Origin of the sequence: Clostridium malenominatum, from assembly GCF_039521365.1 — a bacterium.
Lineage (GTDB): Bacteria > Bacillota > Clostridia > Clostridiales > Clostridiaceae > Clostridium_AW > Clostridium_AW malenominatum.
Genome location: NZ_BAAACF010000001.1, coordinates 1011255 through 1033173 on the forward strand (window position 1 = coordinate 1011255; position 21919 = coordinate 1033173).

29 protein-coding genes and 1 other annotated feature are annotated in these 21919 nt (G+C 30.9%); of the genes, 25 read left to right on the forward strand and 4 right to left on the reverse strand.

Going from position 1 to position 21919, the window contains the following annotated elements; genetic code table 11:
* Positions 1–23: 23 nt before the first annotated feature.
* Entirely contained in the window at positions 24–1259 is a 1236-nt protein-coding gene (gene tyrS / locus ABDZ69_RS05035) for a tyrosine--tRNA ligase (protein WP_343767294.1), read from the reverse strand.
* A 61-nt stretch (positions 1260–1320) separates the two neighbouring features.
* Positions 1321–1582 (reverse strand) — a binding site (T-box leader).
* Between the two features lie 152 nt (positions 1583–1734).
* Here tyrS and ABDZ69_RS05040 point away from each other — a divergent pair.
* The 12 genes from ABDZ69_RS05040 (at position 1735) to ABDZ69_RS05095 (ending at position 11751) form a co-directional block, all read left to right on the forward strand.
* Entirely contained in the window at positions 1735–2202 is a 468-nt protein-coding gene (locus ABDZ69_RS05040; RefSeq protein ID WP_343767296.1) for a cytochrome b5 domain-containing protein, read from the forward strand.
* Positions 2192–3076: a hydrogenase small subunit gene (locus ABDZ69_RS05045; protein ID WP_343767298.1), complete on the forward strand. Its 885-nt coding sequence runs from the start codon at positions 2192–2194 to the stop codon at positions 3074–3076. The genes ABDZ69_RS05040 and ABDZ69_RS05045 overlap by 11 nt, the downstream gene beginning before the upstream one ends.
* 15 nt (positions 3077–3091) lie before the next feature.
* Positions 3092–4498 carry a nickel-dependent hydrogenase large subunit gene (locus ABDZ69_RS05050; RefSeq protein ID WP_343767300.1) on the forward strand — a complete coding sequence of 469 codons (1407 nt, stop codon included), beginning with the start codon at positions 3092–3094 and terminating at the stop codon, positions 4496–4498.
* Between the two features lie 2 nt (positions 4499–4500).
* Positions 4501–4965: a hydrogenase maturation protease gene (locus tag ABDZ69_RS05055; RefSeq protein ID WP_343767302.1), complete on the forward strand. Its 465-nt coding sequence runs from the start codon at positions 4501–4503 to the stop codon at positions 4963–4965.
* A gap of 3 nt (positions 4966–4968) precedes the next feature.
* Positions 4969–5223 (forward strand): hypothetical protein, encoded by a 255-nt coding sequence (locus ABDZ69_RS05060; protein WP_343767304.1) that lies wholly within the window; start codon positions 4969–4971, stop codon positions 5221–5223.
* Between the two features lie 11 nt (positions 5224–5234).
* A complete protein-coding gene (gene hypF / locus ABDZ69_RS05065) occupies positions 5235–7523 on the forward strand; it encodes a carbamoyltransferase HypF (protein ID WP_343767307.1) in 2289 nt (762 codons plus the stop codon).
* Positions 7507–7752 carry a HypC/HybG/HupF family hydrogenase formation chaperone gene (locus tag ABDZ69_RS05070; RefSeq protein WP_343767309.1) on the forward strand — a complete coding sequence of 82 codons (246 nt, stop codon included), beginning with the start codon at positions 7507–7509 and terminating at the stop codon, positions 7750–7752. Before hypF ends, ABDZ69_RS05070 begins: the two co-directional genes overlap by 17 nt.
* A complete protein-coding gene (gene hypD / locus ABDZ69_RS05075) occupies positions 7739–8872 on the forward strand; it encodes a hydrogenase formation protein HypD (protein WP_343767310.1) in 1134 nt (377 codons plus the stop codon). Before ABDZ69_RS05070 ends, hypD begins: the two co-directional genes overlap by 14 nt.
* Positions 8869–9864 carry a hydrogenase expression/formation protein HypE gene (gene hypE, locus ABDZ69_RS05080; protein ID WP_343767312.1) on the forward strand — a complete coding sequence of 332 codons (996 nt, stop codon included), beginning with the start codon at positions 8869–8871 and terminating at the stop codon, positions 9862–9864. Before hypD ends, hypE begins: the two co-directional genes overlap by 4 nt.
* Positions 9865–9963: 99 nt before the next feature.
* On the forward strand, positions 9964–10194 hold the full coding sequence (locus tag ABDZ69_RS05085; RefSeq protein ID WP_343767313.1) for a hypothetical protein: 231 nt from the start codon (positions 9964–9966) through the stop codon (positions 10192–10194).
* 129 nt (positions 10195–10323) lie between these two features.
* The gene (locus ABDZ69_RS05090; RefSeq protein WP_343767315.1) at positions 10324–10608 is read left to right on the forward strand and encodes a hypothetical protein; all 285 of its coding nucleotides are present in this window, start codon (positions 10324–10326) and stop codon (positions 10606–10608) included.
* 36 nt (positions 10609–10644) lie between these two features.
* A complete protein-coding gene (locus ABDZ69_RS05095) occupies positions 10645–11751 on the forward strand; it encodes a DEAD/DEAH box helicase (protein WP_343767316.1) in 1107 nt (368 codons plus the stop codon).
* A 68-nt stretch (positions 11752–11819) separates the two neighbouring features.
* Here the strand turns inward: ABDZ69_RS05095 and ABDZ69_RS05100 are convergent, their stop codons facing one another.
* A complete protein-coding gene (locus ABDZ69_RS05100) occupies positions 11820–12542 on the reverse strand; it encodes an MBL fold metallo-hydrolase (RefSeq protein WP_343767317.1) in 723 nt (240 codons plus the stop codon).
* Between the two features lie 176 nt (positions 12543–12718).
* Here ABDZ69_RS05100 and ABDZ69_RS05105 point away from each other — a divergent pair, with 176 nt between their 5' ends.
* The 13 genes from ABDZ69_RS05105 (at position 12719) to ABDZ69_RS05165 (ending at position 20474) form a co-directional block, all read left to right on the forward strand.
* Positions 12719–13336, forward strand: a complete 618-nt coding sequence (locus ABDZ69_RS05105) for a hypothetical protein (RefSeq protein WP_343767319.1) — start codon at positions 12719–12721, stop codon at positions 13334–13336.
* 67 nt (positions 13337–13403) lie between these two features.
* Positions 13404–13760, forward strand: coding sequence for an arsenate reductase family protein (locus ABDZ69_RS05110; RefSeq protein ID WP_343767322.1), 357 nt, complete (start codon positions 13404–13406; stop codon positions 13758–13760).
* Between the two features lie 169 nt (positions 13761–13929).
* Positions 13930–14424 carry an RNA polymerase sigma factor gene (locus ABDZ69_RS05115; RefSeq protein WP_343767324.1) on the forward strand — a complete coding sequence of 165 codons (495 nt, stop codon included), beginning with the start codon at positions 13930–13932 and terminating at the stop codon, positions 14422–14424.
* Positions 14414–15607, forward strand: coding sequence for an anti sigma factor C-terminal domain-containing protein (locus ABDZ69_RS05120; RefSeq protein ID WP_343767326.1), 1194 nt, complete (start codon positions 14414–14416; stop codon positions 15605–15607). Before ABDZ69_RS05115 ends, ABDZ69_RS05120 begins: the two co-directional genes overlap by 11 nt.
* Before the next feature lie 164 nt (positions 15608–15771).
* A complete protein-coding gene (locus ABDZ69_RS05125; protein ID WP_343767328.1) occupies positions 15772–16107 on the forward strand; it encodes a CPCC family cysteine-rich protein in 336 nt (111 codons plus the stop codon).
* Between the two features lie 157 nt (positions 16108–16264).
* Positions 16265–16753: an RNA polymerase sigma factor gene (locus ABDZ69_RS05130; RefSeq protein ID WP_343767329.1), complete on the forward strand. Its 489-nt coding sequence runs from the start codon at positions 16265–16267 to the stop codon at positions 16751–16753.
* On the forward strand, positions 16750–17280 hold the full coding sequence (locus ABDZ69_RS05135) for a zf-HC2 domain-containing protein (RefSeq protein WP_343767330.1): 531 nt from the start codon (positions 16750–16752) through the stop codon (positions 17278–17280). Before ABDZ69_RS05130 ends, ABDZ69_RS05135 begins: the two co-directional genes overlap by 4 nt.
* Positions 17281–17286: 6 nt before the next feature.
* The gene (locus tag ABDZ69_RS05140; protein ID WP_343767332.1) at positions 17287–18054 is read left to right on the forward strand and encodes a YfjL-like protein; all 768 of its coding nucleotides are present in this window, start codon (positions 17287–17289) and stop codon (positions 18052–18054) included.
* 175 nt (positions 18055–18229) lie between these two features.
* Positions 18230–19030 carry an EFR1 family ferrodoxin gene (locus ABDZ69_RS05145; protein ID WP_343767333.1) on the forward strand — a complete coding sequence of 267 codons (801 nt, stop codon included), beginning with the start codon at positions 18230–18232 and terminating at the stop codon, positions 19028–19030.
* Between the two features lie 285 nt (positions 19031–19315).
* Positions 19316–19519, forward strand: coding sequence for a hypothetical protein (locus ABDZ69_RS05150; RefSeq protein WP_343767336.1), 204 nt, complete (start codon positions 19316–19318; stop codon positions 19517–19519).
* 87 nt (positions 19520–19606) lie between these two features.
* A complete protein-coding gene (locus ABDZ69_RS05155; protein ID WP_343767338.1) occupies positions 19607–19888 on the forward strand; it encodes a hypothetical protein in 282 nt (93 codons plus the stop codon).
* A 122-nt stretch (positions 19889–20010) separates the two neighbouring features.
* A complete protein-coding gene (locus tag ABDZ69_RS05160) occupies positions 20011–20139 on the forward strand; it encodes a hypothetical protein (protein ID WP_343767340.1) in 129 nt (42 codons plus the stop codon).
* Positions 20136–20474, forward strand: a complete 339-nt coding sequence (locus ABDZ69_RS05165) for a hypothetical protein (RefSeq protein WP_343767342.1) — start codon at positions 20136–20138, stop codon at positions 20472–20474. Before ABDZ69_RS05160 ends, ABDZ69_RS05165 begins: the two co-directional genes overlap by 4 nt.
* A gap of 107 nt (positions 20475–20581) precedes the next feature.
* Here the strand turns inward: ABDZ69_RS05165 and ABDZ69_RS05170 are convergent, their stop codons facing one another.
* Positions 20582–21133: a sugar O-acetyltransferase gene (locus ABDZ69_RS05170; RefSeq protein ID WP_343767345.1), complete on the reverse strand. Its 552-nt coding sequence runs from the start codon at positions 21131–21133 to the stop codon at positions 20582–20584.
* A gap of 19 nt (positions 21134–21152) precedes the next feature.
* Positions 21153–21884 carry a DNA polymerase beta superfamily protein gene (locus ABDZ69_RS05175; protein ID WP_343767347.1) on the reverse strand — a complete coding sequence of 244 codons (732 nt, stop codon included), beginning with the start codon at positions 21882–21884 and terminating at the stop codon, positions 21153–21155.
* Positions 21885–21919 lie beyond the last annotated feature (35 nt).

Sequence of the window (21919 nt, forward strand, 5' to 3'; positions counted from 1 at the left end):
GGGTCAGAAGGGGGAAGTGGTAGTTAAACACTTCCTTCTTCTGCCTTTACTTTGATAAATTTTGACTTACCCACCTGAATAACAAAACTACTATTTGTATCTGATATTGTAAATGAATTAAACTTTTCTCCATCTATTTTTACAGCATTTTGTGTAATAAGTCTTCTGGCTTCCCCGTTACTTTTAGTAATTCCACTCTTAGAGATGATCTTTACAAGGTCAATTTTTCCATCCTGTGCAAAGCAATCAAGGGATAAGGTAAATTCATCTATATCCTCAGGAATAAGATTTTTTTGGAATACAGTCTTAAAATGTTCTTCAGCTATTTCTGCTTCCTTAGCACCACAATATAAAGTTGTTATCTCTTTTGCAAGGCGCATTTTAACATCACGAGGGTTAGTTTCTGGGTTTTCAAGTTCTAGCTTAATTAATTCAACTTCATCTGGGTGAATATCTGTTGCCAGTTCAAAGTATTTAATAATAAGGTTGTCTGGAATAGTCATAGTTTTTTCATAAATTGTAACTGCATTTTCATATATACCGATGTAATTTCCAAGGCTTTTGCTCATTTTTTCAATGCCATCGGTACCTTCAAGCAATGGCATAAATAGGGCTACTTGACTCTCTTGACCAAAATCCTTTTGTAGCGTACGTCCCATAAGAATATTAAAAGTTTGGTCTGTGCCTCCCATTTCAATATCAGCTTTTAGTTCCACAGAATCATAGGCTTGCATTAATGGATAGAAAAATTCGTGTAGTCCAATAGGTTCGCTATTTTTATATCTTTTTTCAAAATCATCTCTTTCAAGTATCCTAGCAACAGTAACTTTCCCTGCAAGTTTTATTACGTCTTCAAAATTCAGTTTTGACAACCACTGACTATTAAATTTAAGATCAGTCTTATTTCTATCAAGTATTTTAAAAATCTGTTCTTCATAGGTTTTTGCATTTTCCAGCACCTGCTCTGTAGTTAATGGTTTACGGGTTTTGCTTTTACCTGATGGGTCCCCAATTTTGCCTGTGAAATCTCCAATTATGATTACTGCACGATGCCCTAAGTCCTGCATTTGCTTGATTTTACGCAGTACAACAGCATGGCCTAGATGTATATCTGGTGCAGAAGGATCAAGTCCAAGCTTAACTACAAGAGGACTATTCGCTTCAATGCTTTTTTGGAGCTTTCCCATTAAATTTTCGTCACTAACAACTTGGTTTACCCCTTTCATAATAATCTTAAACTGTTCTTGTGCACTTTTCATTACTATCATCCTTTCTAAAAATTAATTTGAATATAAAAAAGACCCCTGTTCTCTGCTCTATGCAGAGGACGGGAGTCTTGTGCTCACGTGTTACCACCTCAAATTTATTTACACATCACTGTATAAACCTCATCAGGTACGGCACAAAAGTGCTTATACCCTAGCCATATAACGGTGGCACCCGGCAACAGCCTACTAAGATATAAATCCTTTCAGTGCGCCACTCAGAGATGTATTCAAAATCTGTTTTCTGCCCCTCTCATCAACCGGTAGCTTTCTGTTGAAAACGTATGATTTCTACTTCTTCTCATCGCAGTTTTGTTGTATGGTTGGTAGTTTAGCATTAACATGATGAAATGTCAATAGTAAATTTAAAGTATAAGCTTTTATTTTAAACTACTAATTTGAAAATAGGTCTACTAAAATAAATTTTTTCATATTATTTAAAGATAAGATTTTATAGGAGAATGAATACATGAATTTCAAGAGTTATAAAGAGTTGATAAATAGAATGGAGCAAAACATATATCAACTTAAAAAGATTAGCTTTATGAGCTTTAATATTTATGAAAAAATGTTTTATGACAGCTTGATTAAAGAGGAGCGGTATAGAATTAAGGTTCTAAAAAATTTTATGTATAACATTAATGAAATGGACAACATATATAGAAAAAATGAAAATATGAGGCAACAAAGCTTTACTTTAGAAGAGCTTTTAAAATATGACGGCAAGAATGGTAATAAAGCTTATGTGGCTATTGATGGTGTAGTTTACGATGTAACTTATAATGCGGCTTGGGCAGCTGGAACTCATTTTGGGCTTAAAGCTGGAAGGGATTTAACTAAAGAAATAAACGCTTGCCATAATAAAGAACAAATTCTAAAAGGGCTAGAGCAGGTTGGAATATTAAAAACTGAAGGGAGCAGTGAAAATGCTCAATAATATGTGTCCCGCAGTAAAGAATAAATACGCTACTGCTAAAGAATTAGTTAAGAGAGCAGTTTCTCAAATAGAGATGAAAAATAAGAAAAAGATGAATTTAGTATGGATTGAGGCTGCTGGATGCTCTGGAAATATAATTTCTTTACTAGATGGCTCTGGTCCAAATATGCAGTATTTTTTAACTGATATGGTGAACTTTAAATATAACAATAGCATTATGAAGGCTCAGGGAGAAGAGGCTCAGGAAGAGTTGCTAGCTACCCTTGATACGGAGTTTATTCTTATAGTGGATGGAGCTATATCAACTAAGGATAATGGAGTTTATAATATTGTAGCTAATTATAAAGGGGAAGGGATAACAGGAATGGAAGAAGTAAAAAGAGTTGCACTTAAAGCAAAGTATATACTTGCTGTAGGAACTTGTGCCTCCTATGGTGGAATTTCAGCAGCAAAGCCAAATCCTACTGGTTGCATAAGTGTTTTTGATTATTTAAAAAAAGAAATAAATCGTGAAGCTATAAGAGTGCCAGGCTGTCCAGCTCACCCAGACTGGATTATGGGAACTATAGCTCAATTAATATTATTTGGGGATATAGAACTTGATGAAGATAGAAGGCCTGTTGATTTTTATAGAACGACCATACACGATATTTGCCCTAGAAGATCTTACTTTGAAAAAAGAATATTTGCAAAGTCAGTGGGAGAAAGAACCTGCATGTTTAAATTAGGATGTAGGGGACCTGTTACAAAAACGGATTGCCCTACTAGACAGTGGAATGATTATGTTAATTGGCCTATTGGAGACAATACTCCATGCATAGGATGTGCGTCTAAAGGTTTTCCAGATGGTATGGAGCCATTTGTGAGTATTTAATTTGGAGGGGATGAGGTGGCAGATAAGGTAGTTATTAATCCAGTTACTAGAATAAGTGGATATTTGCAGATAACAGCTTATATAGAAAACAATAAGATTGTAGATGTAGAAAGCCAGGGTATGCTTTTTAGGGGATTTGAAAAGATGCTAAAAGGGAGATCTCCTCTTGATGCTATTTATTTTACAGAAAGAATTTGTGGTATATGTTCTACAGCTCATTCTATGGCTTCTGCTAAGGCTCTTGAAAATGCTTATAATATTGTCCCAGACAGAAATGAAGAAATGATTAGAGATGTACTCCATGGAAGTGAATTTTTGCAAAACCACTTAAGACATTTTTATCAATATGTTCTTCCTGATTATGTTAAGGGATTTAATATAAATCCGCTATATTCAATTACTCATGATGATTTTAGAATACCCAAAAAACAAAGTGAGAGGCTTATAGAAAACTATTTTTCCTCTTTAAATTATAGTAGAAAAGCTCACGAGGCATTAGCTGTTTTAGGGGGAAAGGCTCCTCATAATCACGGGGTTTTTCCTGGAGGGGTTACCGTTAATATAACGGCTCAAAAAATTGTTCAGGTAAAGGCTTTGGTTACAGAAATTAGAGATTTTATTGAAAATAATATGATGGAGGACGTTTTTATATTATCAACTTATTATAATGATTATTTTAATATAGGGAGAGGACCTGAAAATTTAATGACCTATGGACTATTTGACAATTATGGTGAAGATATTTATTATGTATCTCCCGGAGTTATCATAAATGGTAAGAGAGAGGTTTTGGATATTAAAAATATAAATGAAAATATATATAAAGCTTGGTATAAGGCAAAGGAGAATACATTAAATATACAGGATAATAATTGGGAGGTAGATCCTTTTAAAGAGGGGGCATATAGCTTTATAAAAGCTCCAAGGTATAAAGGATATGCAATGCAAGTGGGACCCTTGGCCAGAATGTATATAAGTGGAGAGTATAGAGAAGGAATTTCAACTATGAATAGAATTGTATCAAGAGTATTAGAAGCTAAAAAAATTGCAAACAGTATGTTACAGCTTTTAGATAAAATAATACCTAAAGATAGTACTAATAAGGCCTATACATTGACTAAAAATGCCGTAGGATATGCCTTTATAGATACCACAAGGGGTTCTCTTGGACATTATGTAAATATTGAAGAAAATCAGATTAAAAATTATACAATAATAACGCCTAGTACTTGGAATTTATCCCCTAGGGATTCTAATGGAATTTTTGGTGCTTTAGAGGAAGCACTTATTGGTACCCATGTGGATAATCCTAAGAATACTACTGAAATAGGAAGAATTGTTAGATCCTTTGATCCCTGTGTTTCCTGTGCAACTCATGTTTTAACCAAGGATTCTTCTACAATGAATATAAGGTTGGTGTAGGTATGGGCAAGAAGATTTTAGCTATAGGAAATAGGATAATGAAAGATGATGCTATTGGAGTGTTAATTGGCCAAGAACTAAGAAGTGATTTGGAGAGATTAGGATTTGAGGTTATATTAGGGGAAACTGATACGGACTACTCTTTAAGTTTTATAGAGAATGGAGATTTTATATTTATTTTAGATTGTACGTTGTATGGCATTGAACCAGGCAAAATTTCTATTTTAGATATTAATAATAAGGAAATTTTTTTTGAAAAGGGTTATTCTCAACATCAATTAAGCTTAATAAAACTTTTAAATAGCTATAATTTTCAAAATGTAACTGGCTATATTATTGGCATAGAGGGTGTTGATGTTGATTATGGAGAGGAGTTAAGCAAGGAGCTTTTAGAGAAATTTAATCATATAAAAAGTCAGGTATATCAGAATATAGTTTTAAAGGATTCTATACATAAGGGGGAGTAAAGAGTGCATGACTCATTTTTAATGCAAAATATTTCTTGTGAAATCAAAAAAATTTGTGACGAAAATAATTTAACTAGAGTGGATATAATAGAAATTTCATTTGGACATCAAAGTCACATCACTGAAAAACATCTTTTAGAACATCTTTTAGATTTAAATAAGGATGTTTTACATGAAAATACTCAGGTGAAAGTAAGTTACGAAGATATGGATGAACTTACTGCTGTTATTAAAAAAATTCAGGGAGAAAAAGTATAGATATGAATATTATGAACAATGAAGTGGGTTATACAGTAAAAATACATGGAATTGTTCAGGGAATAGGCTTTAGGCCTTATATTTATAAAAAGGCAAGGGAATTAGATATTAAAGGTTGGGTTAGCAATTGTGATTCTTCTGTAATTATTAATGCTGAAGGCATGAGAAAGAAAATAGAACAATTCCTCATAGAGATTGTAAAGAATCCTCCTAAGCTTGCCAAAATTCAAAAGGTAGAATTAACTGAAAAAGATATAGAGAAATATAAAGACTTTGTCATAAGAAAAAGTATAACTTCAAATATAAAAGCAAAGTTTATTCTTCCTGATATTGCAACATGTGATCAGTGCATAGAAGATATATTTAATAAAAATTCCAAAAGATATAGATATGCTTTTACCAACTGTACTTTGTGTGGCCCAAGATATTCCATAATAAAGCTTCTTCCTTATGATAGGTGTAATACAACTATGAATAATTTTCAAATGTGTTTAGTATGTAATGATGAATACAAAAATCCTGACACAAGAAGATTTCATACTCAACCTACATGTTGTATAGAATGTGGTCCCCAGCTTATTTTAACTGATAGTAAAGGAGAAAACATAAAGTGTTTAGATGAAATAAAAGAATGTGCAAGGCTTTTAAATGATGGAAAAATTTTAGGAATTAAAGGCATAGGGGGATTTCATATAATATGTAATGCCTTCGATAAAGAAGCTGTTTTAGAAATTAGGAATAGAAAGAAAAGAGAACACAAGCCTTTAGCCCTAATGATGAGGGATATTGACCAAGTTAAAGAATATTGTGAAGTTAGCAAAAGAGAAGAAGAAATTCTCCTTAGCAATAAAAGACCTATAGTGCTTTTAACAAAAAAGAAGGGTAATGATATATGCCAAGAGGTTGCACCAGGGATGAATAAATATGGTGTAATGCTTCCCTACACTCCGTTGCATCATTTGCTCTTTAAAGAAGAACTACCACCTCTTGTTATGACCAGTGGTAATATTAGTGGATGTCCAACAGAATACACCAATGAAGGAGCTTTAAAAAATATCTCTAATGCAGTAGACTTTTTTTTATTTAATAATAGAGATATAAACACACCAATTGATGATTCTGTAGTTAAAATAGTAGAAGAAAAAGTCATGATAAGTAGAATGGGAAGGGGATATTCTCCTTACTATGTTGATAGAAAAATAAAAAACAATATATTAGCCTGTGGCGCAGAAGGGAAAAGCAACTTTTCCTTTGCGTTAGATGGAATTGTTTATATGAGTCAATATCTTGGAGATTTAAAAGAGTTAAATGCCTATAAGGAATATATAAAATCTATAACTAATATGAAAAATATTTTCGGGTTTCAGCCAAAGGTTATAGCTTTTGACATGCATCCTAGTTATATGTCTACCTTGTATGGGAAAAGTTTGAATGATGTTGAAGCAAAACTACCTGTTCAGCATCATCATGCTCACATGGCAAGTTGTATGCTAGAGCATCGTATAGTAGATAATGCTATAGGGATAATATACGATGGTACTGGATTAGGACTTGACGGAAATATTTGGGGAGGAGAATTTTTTATTGGAAGTATAAGGGAGTTTAAAAGAGTAGCTCATTTTAAATATACAAAAATTCAAGGAGCAGATTCTGCGAATAGAGATATATGGAAAATAGGGGTAAGTTATTTAAAAAATCTTAAAGATGAAGATGTGCTACGTTTTGGATTAAAGAGAATTGAAAGAGCTTCTGGAAATGATATAAGCAATGTGCTTTCTGCACTAGACCATAATTTAAACTGCTATAAAACCTCCAGTGTAGGTAGATTATTTGATGCTGTATCCTCTATTTTAGGAGTAAGAGAGAGTACAAGTTATGATGGGCAAGGTGCTATTGAACTTGAATGCATTACAGAAGAAAATGTTGAGGAAAGCTATACTTATTTAATAGAGAAAAAAGACAAAACTCATATATTAGATTACTCTTTCATGCTTAAGGATATATTAAATGACATCCAAAAGGAAGTAAATATTTCAAAGATAAGCGCTAGATTTCATAATACCATTGTAAATATGACAGTTGAAATGGCTTGCACAATAAGGGAAGAATTTAAAATAGATAAAGTTATTTTAAGCGGAGGAGTTTTTGAAAATGTATATCTTTTAAAAAATATTTATAAATGTTTGGTTAACAAAGGATTTCAAGTATTTTTTAATGAAAATATACCTATTAATGACAGCGGAATTTCTTTTGGACAAGTTGCTGTGGCGGATGAGATATTAAATGAAAAGGGGATATAATATGTGTCTTGGTATTTGTGGAAGAATAAATAGTGTGAATTTACCTTTTGCATCTATTGATATTAAAGGAATAGAGACCATTGTTAATGTAGAACTTGTAAACAATCCAGCAAAAGGGGATTATATATTAGTTCATGCTGGATTTGCTATTGAAAAAATAGATGAAGAGTATTTTCATTATTTAGATGGGGTTCTAGAAGAAATGTTAAAGGAAGATGATGGACATTAAAGATAATAATAAATTACAAAGAGTAATAAAGAATATAAATAAATATGCAGAGGAAATAGAAATAGATAATATAAACATCATGGAGGTGTGCGGCACCCATACAAATTCAGTAGCTAAGTATGGAATAAGAAGTGTTATTTCCAGCAAAATAAATTTATTATCAGGGCCAGGTTGTCCTGTGTGTGTTACTAGTGAGGACTATATAGATGCTGCTGTATATTTGGCTTCAAAAGACATAACTATACTTACTTTTGGAGATTTGATGAAGGTAAAAGGGAATAACTCTAGTCTTTCTATTGAAAAATCGAAGGGACGAGATATAAGAATACTTTATTCTGTTAATGAAGTTACTAAAATAGCAGAAGAATTATATCCTAAAAATGTTGTGTTTTTAGGAGTAGGTTTTGAAACCACTGCTCCTTTAGTTGCATCTCTAATAAAACAAACTTACTTAAGAAAAATTGAAAACTTATTCTTTTTAACTTCTATAAAAATAATGCCCCCTATACTAGAAAAAATTCTTAGCATTAAAAATAAAAATATTCATGGAATGATTTTGCCAGGAAATGTAGCTATAATAACTGGGGAGAAAAATTTTAAATTTATCCAAGAAAAATATGAAATACCTTCAGTAATATGTGGGTTTAAAGGGGAGGACATATTAGGTGGAATATATTTTTTAGTTAGAGATATTTATAGAAAAAATAAAGGTGAAGGTTACAATGGATTTGAAAATCTATATAGGAAATGGGTAAGTCAACAAGGAAACATGGTGGCTAAGGAGTTAATTAAAGATGTCTTTAAAGTAGAAGATGTAGTATGGAGGGGCATTGGAAAGGTTGAAAATTCAGCATTAGCCATAAATGACAAATACTCATGTACTGATGCGGTGAAAAAGTTTAATTTACAAGATTATTTTCATAAAAACAGTTATATTAAAGACAATTCTAGCTGTAGATGTACAGATGTTCTGCTTGGAAATATAGCTCCTTTTCAATGTAGTCTTTTTACAAAGATATGTAAGCCTGAAAATCCTTATGGGCCATGCATGATATCATCAGAAGGCGCTTGTGCTTCATATTTTAAATACAATTTCATAGGGGAGAGGTTAGGAAAATGAATATAAATACCATTGAGCTTATCCATGGAGAAGGAGGAAAGCATACACAAAAATTAATAGAAGATATATTTTATAAAAATTTTAAAAATGATGTTTTAATACAAAATACAGATTCTGCATTAGTAAACCTTCCTGAAGGGAAGATTGCATTTACAACGGATTCCTTTGTTGTAAATCCTATATTTTTTAAAGGTGGAGATATAGGTAAACTGGCTATCTCTGGAACTATAAATGATTTAACTGCTTGTGGAGCGGAACCAGTATGTTTAAGTGTGGCTTTTATTATAGAAGAAGGTTTTCCTATGGAAGATTTAATTAAAATTGTAACTTCTATGAAGGAAACATGTGAAAAGGCTAATGTAAACATAGTTACAGGAGATACCAAGGTGGTTCCTAAAGGTAAGGTTGATAAGATTTTCATAAATACAACAGGAATGGGAGTTGTTAATGAGTATGAACCTAAACGTATAATATGTGGGGATAAAGTAATAGTAACTGGAACAATTGGAGAGCACGGCACAGCAATAGCTGTAGATAGATATAATTTGAAGGTTAAAGGAAATATAGAAAGCGATTGCGAACCACTGAATTATCTTTTAAACTATTTAAAAAATTATTATAAACATATAAAATTTATGAGAGATCCAACTAGAGGAGGGGTGGCACAAGTACTAAATGAAATATCTAAGCAATGTGATTTAGGGATACATATTTTTGAAAAAAACATTCCTATAAGAGAAGAAGTAAAAGCTATAAATGAAATGTTGGGAATTAATCCACTTTATTTAGCCTGCGAAGGAAGAATGATAATTGTAGTGGATAAAGAGGTTTATATAGATATACTAGATGGATTAGTAAGAGAATGTAACTGTAAGGCTAGGGTTATAGGAGAATTTACAAGTGAATATGAATTTGTATATATTGAGAATGACTTTGGTGGAAAAAGAGTATTGGGAGAACTAGATACTCAAATATTGCCTAGGATATGTTGAAAAATAATATTATACATATAAATTTCTTACACAGAGTTCCATAGCGAGCATATTATGCAATATACATTAAATTATAGAAAGGTTGTTTGCAGTATGGATATGAATGATTTGTTAAAAAATTTGGGCAGTAGTGGCATTCTTGATAATCCAGGAACAAGTGAATTCCTTGGTAGTATGTTAAAATCAGGTGGAGCTGGAGGACTTGGAAGTATAGCATTAATTGCACTGGCAGCAATATTTTTATTAGGCTCAGGTGGGAATGATCAATGCTCATGTTCTTGCAAAAGATGCAGAAGACATAAACATCATCACAAAAGAAGATGTTGTTAAATATAATATAGAATGTATTGGGGTGGCTTGCACCCCAATTTTTATTTTATAATATATGACACATTTACAAATTACATTATACATATTATACTTTGAAATAAATAAAGCTAATTTAAAAGGAGATAATTTATGTTTAAAATAGAGGATTTACTCTCGGAAAACTTTTCGGAATATCCAGAAGAGGTTAGAGAATACTTACAAAGATTCTCAGAAGATTTAAGAGAAGCTTTAAAAGAAGAACTGGTTAAGCACATGGCTGAGGAAATGTTAACAAATATAGATAAGCTTAGTAGTATATTAAATAACGGGCATAAAGGGTATAATAATATGACTACTAGAACATTATTAGATTTATATTTAGAGATTAAAAAAGAAGAGGATTTTATAATGTTACTAGAAAGTTTAAGCAAATAACAAAAAGCACACTTTAAAATAGAAAGGTAAATTACAATGATGAAATTTAAAGAACTGGGACTTAGCGATGATTTAATAAAAATACTAAAAAATCAAGGAATAAGTAATCCAACTCCAATTCAAGAGGAAAGTATAATGTTTATAAAGGATGGCCATGATGTTATAGCAGAGGCACAAACAGGCACAGGGAAAACCTTGGCATTTCTACTTCCTATGTTTCAAAATATGTCTCCTAGTATTGATAAAATTCAAGGGTTAATATTAACTCCTACAAGGGAACTTGCAATTCAAATAACTGAGGAAGCTATGAAGCTTACGGAAGCTAAAGATTTAAATATATTAGCTGCATACGGTGGTAAGGATATAGGATCTCAGCTAAAAAAGCTAAAAAGTAATATTCATTTAATTATTGCAACTCCAGGCAGGCTTTTGGATCACCTTCAGAGAAAAACCATAAATCTTGAAAATTTAAAAACACTAGTATTAGATGAGGCAGATCAAATGCTTCTTATGGGATTTAAAAATGAAGTTGAAACTATTATAAAATATACAGGTAAAAAACGTCAAACCCTTTGTTTTTCAGCAACCATGAATTCAGATGTTAAAAAACTAGCTTATAAATATATGAAAGACCCTAAGGTAGTAGCAATACAAAAGAAAGAAGTAACTCTTGAAAACATAGAACAATTCTTAGTAGAAACCACGGATAGAAGAAAACTAGATGATTTGTGTAAGGTTTTAGATAAGGATAATGCTTTCATGGCTATAATATTTTGTAGAACCAAAAGAAGAGTTGATGAGCTTGAAGTGAAGCTTTATCAAAGAGGGTATAATTGCAAAAAGATACATAGTGATTTAACTCAATCAAAGCGTGAAAGAGTAATGAAAGATTTTAAAAATACAGATATTCAATATTTAATAGCCACGGATGTAGCAGCTAGAGGGCTAGACATAACTGGAGTTAGCCATATATATAATTATGATATTCCAGAAAGTGCTGAAGCTTACATACATCGCATAGGAAGAACTGGGAGAGCAAATGAAAAAGGATATACTTATTTATTTGTAGATCCAAAGGATAAAAGAGGTTTAGATATGATAGAAAAAGGAATTAAGTTTAAAATTCCTATCCAAAGGGATTAAATAGTGTAAACCCCATAGAAGTTAATAGGCTTATATGGGGTTTAACTTTCGCTATGTTTGATAAAATGTTAAATTATTTTTTGCAAAGAAGCTTTGATATTTTCAGTATATACACCACCGTGATAGCAAATTATTTTCTCTATATCATAATCAAGTAGTTTTTTAATGGACATTTTTGCTTTTGCCATATCTAAAGTATAATTTGGGTTTGCAATACAAAGCTTCCCATTTTCTACTACCAGAGCATCTCCAGCAATCAAGGTTTTTGATTCTTTCAAATAAAGGGAAATGTGTCCTGGCATATGTCCAGGAGTAGAAATAATTTCAGTTCCTCCGCACCAAGGAAATACATCCCCATCTTTTACACAAAAACCAACACTTACAGGGATTATTGATTTTAGCAAATTATGAAAGTTTTCAGCATCTGCCTTTTGTTCCTCAGGTAAAGAATCATATAAGGCTTCTGCTTGTTGCAATCTCAAGGATTTTTCTTTTCCACTAATGTATTTTTCATCATCATAAGATGAGATAATTGATACATTTGGATATGTACTCTTAAATTCCGCTAATGCTCCCATGTGGTCAAAATCATGGTGAGTTATAATTATTTTTGTTAATTTATCAAGGTTAAGGCCCCTTGCTTCTGCTGCCATTTTTATCAGGGGGAGAAATTGTGGATACCCGCAATCAATTAAAATCATATCATCTTCATCTTTTAATATGACAGGATAAATCTTATTTATAGCATTGCCAAAATTAAAAGCAACCTCTAAGGTTAAAACTTCATTCATTAAATCACCTCGTTCATTAAATCATGTATTAATTATTATAATACAATAATTACATTGTAGCATTATCAATTATACTTGTAAATTTATTATACATATCTTAAATAAACCATAAAAATGCATAAATATTATTTTATGATTTTTTAAATGATGTATACTAACAATGGAGGGATGATTTAATGAAGTTAATTACACATATTTTAAAACTAATTGTAGTAATTATTTTAGCATTAGGAACTATCGTAGGTTTTTCTTATACAAATTTGCTTCTATCAGGATATAAGGATTATATATTTTATATAATTCCAAGTAGCAGTATGTTTGTAGTCATTGGGATTATAGCTATAGTCATAGCTACCTTTATTAATAGAAAAACATTTTTAAAGTGGGTAAAGATCTTAGCTTCTACACTATGTTTGTTAGGTTTATTTTATAGCTACACAACCTACAAAGTTATAACAGAGGAGAATATAATAGTTCACGATGTTTTAAATTTTAAAGGAAAATTCTACTCATATTCGAATATAGAAGAGATAAATACAGGTATTTTTAGTAAAAGAAAAGATGCAAATTTATATTATCAGTTAAAACTAAAAGATGGTACAAAAGTGGATGTTTTAGATGCAAGTATGTACAGCAAAAGTGAAAATGCAGAAGAAGATCTATATAACTTAGATAGAAAGTTAGTTAAAAGTGGAGTAAATAAAAATATAGAATTAAAAAATCTACAAAAATTCTTGGATCAAAACTATAGTGAAAATTATGTAAAAGATGTTATGAAAATATTAGAACAATAGACTTTTATTTCTATATGTAGTATTGTGGTATAATAATTTCAAAGAATAATATTTTACGGAGGTAGCTATGAAAGTACTATTTATACAATACCCAAAGTGTACCACTTGCATTAAGGCTAAAAAGTGGCTTCAAGAAAATAATGTAGATTTTGAGGATAGACATATAGTTGAAAACAATCCTAAAAAAGAAGAGTTAAAGGCGTGGTTTGAGAAAAGTGGATTGCCTATAAATAAGTTTTTTAATACCAGTGGAAAGCTATATAAAGAAATGAATCTTAAGGATAAAGTTAAAACTTCCAGTGAAGAGGAGCTTTTAGAGATTTTATCTTCTAATGGAATGATTGTTAAAAGACCTATAGTTGTTGGAGAGGATTTTGTTTTAGTAGGATTTAAAGAGGAACAGTGGGAAGAAAAGCTTAAATAATTAAATATTACTGTGTTTTTTATTCCCTTGGACGTAAGTTCGAGGGATTTTTTTGTGCAGGGTGGTGTACAATTAGTTTAATATTTTATTTCATATTCTTAACAATTAAAATAAAAATAGTGTAACCTAAATCTTGGTATATCGTTTATTAAGTGAAGGGGGTGTCTCTATGATAAACAACCAACTGGAGAAGCTATACATTAAATACCATAGGGAACTTTATCTTTATGCATTTTCATTATGTAGAGACCATCACCTGGCACAGGATTTGACTAGTGAAACTTTCTTTAAAGCCATTTTATATATTGATGATAGTGTACAATACATTAAATATTGGCTTTTTAGAGTTTGTAAAAATCTATTCTTGGATTATGCTAGAAAAGATAAAGAGTTCAGCAATGCTGATGGATTAGAAGATATATTGACCATAGAAGAAACACCCTTAGACAAGATAATCAAAAACGATGAAAAAAGGCATCTCTACAACCTGGTTATTAGTCTTCGTCCAGCCTATAAAGAAATTTTAATACTTTATTATTATTGTGACTTTACCCTTAAAGAAATAAGTGAAACAACAGGAATGACAGAGGGGGCTGCTAAGACATTGCTTTTCAGAGCCAGGAAAAAATTAAAAACTGAATTGGAGGGTAAAAATGAAATATAGAGAATTATTGGAAAGGTATAAAAAGGGGTTAGTATCCGAAGAAGAAAGGCAAATGATAGAAGAAGATATAGAAAAATATGAAGCAATAGAAGAACATCTATCGGAAATCATGGATATGGATTTAATTAACCTTACTATATCGAAAGAAAGTGAACAGCATAATGAGGAGACTATAAAAATCAAAAAAAGTGTAAATAGTCGCTTAAGAAAAGTGATATTGACCTCCGTAGCCATAATGATAACTTTGTTAATAGGAATATTTTTTGTAATATCTCCTTTAGTAGATAGCTATTTTTATGACCCAGCAAAGGTTAGTGTAGGTGAAATTAACAGTGATATTAATTTTGATCTATATGCATTAACGGAATTAAATATGCCAGGATATTCCTTAACAAGCGATGTGTATGTTGAAAGACAAGGTTTTGGTGATTATGATATTGGTTTTTTCCTAACAAACCTTTTCACTCAGGAGAAGAATTATATTACTACTAAAATAAAACGTGGTGAAAAAATTAAAAACTATACAGAAATTATTGAAGATACTGGCGTTAATTTTATGTATGTCAAATATCCTATTGGAAATTCAAATCAAATTAATGAGAAAAAACAGCGGGTAATGAACCATGTTATGCAGTTAAATCCTGTTTCCTACGTTTCAGCAAATCTCACCTTTGAAAAAGATTTAACTATGGACGAATTGCGCCAATTGGAAATAAAGTATCCTAACATAGATTTTATTTGGGCAGGTATCAGAACAGCTCCTCATAATGATATGCCTAAAGATTTAATTGGTATTAATCTTATTAGAAGCAATAAGATAATAATAAGGGAAGAAATTGTTGAAGAAAAGTATCCTGCTTTTCATATTTTTGAATGGCTTGTTAATCCAACAGGCTACGAAAGTAGCGAAATGTCTCTTGAAGCAAAAGCCTATGAGCTTCATTATAAAAGTCTACTGCAATATAAGATTGATAGAAAGGAAGCTACAAAGGTACTCGATCTCAATCCTAGGAGGCTGGAGCATTATAAATCAGCCTTAGATTATACCAAAGATAATGGGATAAAAACATTTGGGGTGCTTGTTTATGCTAATGCTAAGGACTTAATTGAATTAGTAGAAAATGAATCTATAAAATCATTGGAGCTGAATCAGGTTTTGGCTTCTAAAGGATATATTAACTAAAAAGATAATTGAAAAACTCTAGAGGAAATTGTTTGCGGGGATAAATATAAATAATAACTCTCAATATAGCAATATGACTCTTGGACAGGTAGATTTGATGTGTAACTATGTGGAAAATGATGGTACAATGTATATATGAGTTCTTTTAATAGGTGGTGGATATAATGAACAGCAAGCAATATAAATATTTACCAGTAGTAAATTATGGAGAAGAAGCAAAGAACAGGACGGATATTGAGATTGATATAATTGGTAACTCATCATGTCCTTGTTGTAGATTTATCACAATTCCCAATAATGGTGATGCACTTGCCTACATCTGTCCAATATGTTTTTGGGAGATAGATTTGTTTATTAAAAGTGATGACGAGACAAGTGATCAAAATCATGGATTAACACTAATTAAAGCAAGAAAAAACTATCAGCAGTTTGGGGCAGTATTGCCTAATTTGAAGAAATATTGCAGACAACCAAAAGAATATGAGTATCCAACAAAATGAGGGAATCTGCATATATAATAAGACGCAGGATTCATTAATAAGCACAGTGAGAGTAACTAAGTAATTTTAGCGTGTCAAAATGACACGCTAAAATTTTATTCTAAAGGGTGTAACATTTCCGGGGAAATTGTGACTAATTAATTGAAGGGGGGATTTTGTGAAGCAAATAGAAAATTTGTATATCTTATATAAAGAAGATGTCTATAAATATTTGATATCTCTTACGCACAATGAAACCCTTTCAGAGGATTTACTTTCAGAAACCTTTGTAAATGCAATACGAAGCATTGGAAATTTTAAAGGAGAGTCTTCCATAAAAACTTGGCTATTTTCTATTGCTCGTCATTTATGGCTTCAAAGTCTTCGAAAGGAAAAGCCTACAGTGGAATATAATGATTTATTAGGGCTCTATGTATGGGAAAGCTTGGAGGATAAATTTATTACAACTGAAATCATGAGTAGGATTTCAGAACTTTTAGAAGAAAAGGACGAGCGTACACAAACTATAGTGAATATGAGAATAAAAGGATATAGCTATGGTGAAATAGGAAAGGAAGTTGGAATTTCAGAAAGTTCTGCAAGAGTTATTGATTTTCGCACGAAAAAGTGGATAAAAACTTCTTTAGAAAAGGAGGAATTAGTTTGAAAATATCCTGTGAAGTAGTACTTGATTTAATACCCCTTGTAAAGGATGGGGTTGGGAGTAGTGATAGTAGTAGCCTTGTAAATGATCATATAAAAACTTGTGAAAGTTGTAGGAGTGAATTTGAAGCTTTTGAAGGAGTTAAAAATGAACAGCCTGATATTAAAGATGAAAAAATTATTTTTGATATAAAACGCAGTATTTTTATAACACAGCTTATTATTTTACTTGCTGGGGCTATTGTTGGAGTAGCTCTATCAAATTCTATGGGGATGTTTTATAACTTTTTAATTATGCCCATAATTGGGGGACTTGGATATGTCACTTTTAAGAAAAAGTGGTGGTTAGTTCCTGCTCTAGTGTTTGTATTATCCTACTTGTGGCAATTTATAAGCGGAATAGTTGAGGGGGGATTTGCCCTAGAGGCCTTATATTATCCCGTATTTATAAGTAGCATATATACTTTCCTTGTGTTTTTAGGAATTGTTATTAGTGAACTATTACACTTTACTTTTAAGAAAGAGAGGTAAATTATTATGAATAAAATAAAGCCACTAAAAATTGTGGCGGGTTTATCAGCACTGGTTCTTATTTTTGGAATACTTTTCGTCACTAATGCTTTTGTGGGAAATCCAATTTCTAAGGCCTTTGCCAATAAAAGTATTAAGAAATATGTGGAACAAAACTATTCTTTTTTAGATCTTGAAGTAGAAAAACCCGTTTATAACTTTAAATTTAGTTCATATATGGCAAGAGCGAAATCTAAAACCAGTATAGATACAAAGTTTTCAATTTATTATAAGAAGGGCAAGGTTCAAAGAGATGATTATGATAGCTATGTGTTAGGCATGTTTAATACAATACAAAGGCTTTCAGATGAATATTCTGCTCTTGCAAAATCTCTTATTGCCAAAGAGCTGGGTTTTGAAAAAAACACCACAATGGTTATGTATGATAAGGGTGAATATGAGAAGGGTAATAAAAAGTTAAAGCTTGACATGAAGTTTGATAGGAATCTTCCCATGGATGCAGAGGTTATACTGAGAGTAGATTTAAAGGATAATTCTATAGAAAGTATTGAGAAGGTTTTGAGGGATGCCCATAAGGTTTTTTTAGATAATGGGTGCAAATTTACTAAATACGGACTATATACTGAAGAAAATGATGGTATGCATGTAATGGTAAACGATGTTACTCCTGCTCATATAGAAAGCGGTGAATTTGAAAGTCTTCTTAAAAAGGCTAAAAATGGTGAGGATGCAGATGGAATAAGGGTTTTTATTAAAGGAGAAGAGAAGAAGTAGTTAGGCAACTTGACTTAATAACCGTACTGTACTTTTTTGTTTATGGGCGTTTTACGCCCTTTTTTATTTGGTGAAACTTCAAATTAAATGTTCTTAATATTATTCAAGAAGAAACTTTAACCTGCTATAATGGAATAAAAAGTAATAGATATTTAGAACTTTTAGGAGGTTGATTATGGACAAACAGTTAAATTTACTTTATTTTACTGCTACTGATAGCACAGCTAAAGTGGTTAAAGAAGTAGCCAGTGGTATTAATGAAAAATTTAAAGAATACAATATTACTTTACCTTTAAACAGAGAAAAAGAACTAGTTTTTAGTTCAGAGGATTTGGTCGTAATAGGGGTACCCGTATATGGTGGTAGGGTACCAGAATTTTTAGTGAATTACTTTGGGAAAATAAAAGGAAATAATACACCTGCAATATTCATTGTGGTTTACGGCAATCGTGATTATGAGGATGCACTTTTAGAGCTAAAAAATACCTTTGAAGAAAATGGTTTCATTGGTATTGCTGGAGCTTCATTTATTGGAGAACATTCATATACTACAGAATTGGGAACTCATAGACCAGATAAGGGAGACTTAGAAATTGCTAAAAGTTTTGGAGAAAAAATCTTAGAAAAATTGAACAATACTGAAGCTACCCTTAAAGAAACTCAACTAGTCGTTAAAGGAAATTTACATTATAAAGAGAGAAAAAGTGCTATGGGACCAATGGCACCTGAGACTAATGAGGATTGTATAAATTGTGGAGTTTGTGCAAACTATTGTCCAATGAGTGCTATCAACTTTAATGACTATAGTGATATAGACATTGCAAAATGTATAAAATGTTGCAGCTGTATTAAAAGATGTCCTGTAAATGCCAAATCTTTTAATGATGAAATGTTCAAAATTTTTACTCAGAGATTAATTGACAATTTTAGTTCAACTAGAAAAGAGCCTGAACTTTTTTTATGTAATTTGTTTTAGGGATAGTGCTATAAATGTAATTCATATTATTACCATACGTACCTCTTTTATAGTAATATGGAGTTGAAGAAATCAATTTGGTTTCTGTGGCTGTTTGACTTTGTATTTTCATAGTAATATTTAGTTATTTATATTTATCTAAATATTATATTCTTAAATAATTTGAGAATATGTAATAACAAATAATCCCCATCAGGAAAAGTAGTGGTTGGAAATGATGTCAGTTGGAAATAATACAGAAGATATTAGAAATAGTAAAAAATGTGAATATAAGGAGGAATTAATATGGCAATTGTTACTTTTCTCATTATTGGCTGGATTCTAAGTTGGTTTAAATTTGAACGATTAATTATCCAAGCATTCAAGGAGTTGTTTAATAAAGATATAACAAAGGCAACCTACTATTTTATGTTTTTTTGTTTGGGTGTTTTAGGTGAAATAGTTTTAATCTTTCAAGGTGCTTATTATGAATATTTCTTACATAGATAAGATTACAGCTTAAGGTAAAGTTATTTCATATTCTTCGTATTTAACGTCGCAGAGGTAAACTGTTCTAAATTAAGGAGGTGAATAATAATGTTAATGTGTCCTAACTGTAAAAGTAAAATACCTTTTTGGAAACCTTGGTTTCTAACAAATTTTAATGGGATTAATTGCTCGACATGTGGAAAGAAACTTTCCGGTAATAAGAAAATTAATTCATTGATAGGAGGAATTGGAGGTGGATTAGGGACATTAGTTTTGCTAAATTTATATAAATCAAATTTTAGTTTTGGGTCTGTTGGGATAACGGTATTATGGATTTTAAGTGTATGTTTTGCATCCTCATTGTTTACGAAATTGGAGATTAAAGAATAAAAAATTTAATTTTAGTATTAATTAAAATGCTATTGAATTAACAAATTTTATATTGGTGATTAATGCAATATTTCATAATAGTACTAAACTTCATATAAGTAGTATAATAGTATACAATAAGAATGAGGGGTCTAATATATGAAGAAATACATAGCTTTGCAAGGGAAAATCAAATTGAACTACTTAGTAGTGTAGCAAAAGATGACGGTTATATAGTAATTTATGAAAAAAAAACGAATATGGCATTATGAAGTTTTATCGTGATGAAGCTTCTGATGAAATTAGATATATTAAGGATAGTATTGATATTAGCAACAAGCCTAATGACATAATGTATATACAAATTAGTGATAGTAAAGAAAACTATATTGCTTTATTTATTTACAATGAAGAATTAAGGCAAAGATCAGAAGATATTGCAGTGGAATTTAAAGATAAAGATTCTACAAATAATCCATTTATGATATCGCAAACAACTAATCAAAGAAACCCAATAGTGATTTCATATGAAAATCAAGGAACAGTAAGAGAAATTAAAAGGATAATTGTTCGGGATAAGAATTATAATGATATTTATACTCAATAGAATTAATATATAAGTAACAATATTCTTAAAGGTCGTTCTAAACAATAAGTTTTTACCTTGTTATTAAAGTAATAAAAATATTTATTACTTTAATAACAAGGTTATAATTAAATCCCTTTAAGTATTTTACAAGGGTTTCCAGCAGCTATTACGTTGTCAGGTATATCTTTAGTAACTACACTTCCTGCACCAATAGTTACATTATTTCCTATGGTTACTCCAGGACATATTATGGTTCCTCCACCAACCCAAACATTATTCCCTATAACTATTGATTTGGCAAATTCTATACCAGTTGACCTTTCTATAGGGTCAATGGGGTGAGTAGCAGTATATATTTGAACGTTAGGAGCTAAAAGTACATTATTCCCAATTTGCACCGCATTAACGTCAAGTATAGTGCACCCATAATTTGCATAAAAATTTTCTCCAACTTGAATATTATATCCATAATCGCAATAAAAGGGCGTTTCAATATGAAAAGAACCCTTTGCCACAATCAATCTCTTTAAGAGTTCTTGTTTCTTCTCCTTGTCACTTGGCTTTGTATGATTAAGCTCAAAGATTAAATCTCTAGCATAATCCCTCTCTTTTACCAGTTCTTCATGGGAAGCATTGTAAAATTCCCCAGCTAACATTTTTTCTTTTTCACTTTTCACTAAACATTCACTCCTCTATTTAGTTTAATACTAATGTTGTTTTCACTATGGTTTTTACTAATTTTTTTAGCATATCATAAAGTTCTTCATTATATGATTGTTCCTTATAAAATTTTTCATAAGTTTTAGCAGAGTTTAGGATTTCTTCTGCTAATTTATAATATTCCTCTTCTGTATAACATCCATTCTTTATATCCATTAAAGTTTTTTTCATAGAATCATTATCATCATACCATAGAGCTTTTTTAAAATCATTAAAACTACTTTCTCCAAATCTTCTTAAAAAGTCTAAAACCCTTATACTATGCATGGCTTCTTTAGTATTATATCCATACTTATGAACTAGATGAATTGTACCTTCAGTTCCCCTATGTATCAATTTCTTCTTGTTTATGTGGCTGCCAATGCAGGCATCGTAAAGAGAAGATAAATTCATTTTTGCGATATCATCCTTCATGGAAATTATATGGTTTATTAATGAAGAGTCTATGTTTATTTCTATTGAAAATAGAATTTCTAAGAAATTTATATTACCTTTCCACCATAAGCCAGGTAGCTTTCTAATATCATGTATGTCAAAATCCTCTAATTTTCCTATTTGTGACATGGAAAATTGTCTATTATAATACAAATCTTCAAAGGTAGGTGATACAAAAATCTTATAGTCTCTGTCGCTGTCAATTGTATTTAGATTATAGTTGTGACTTCCCACTAATGCTTTTAATAGTTCTTTTCTTCCCTGAAATTCCATAGTTATCTCCTATTATTAAAGTTTCTTTGATTATA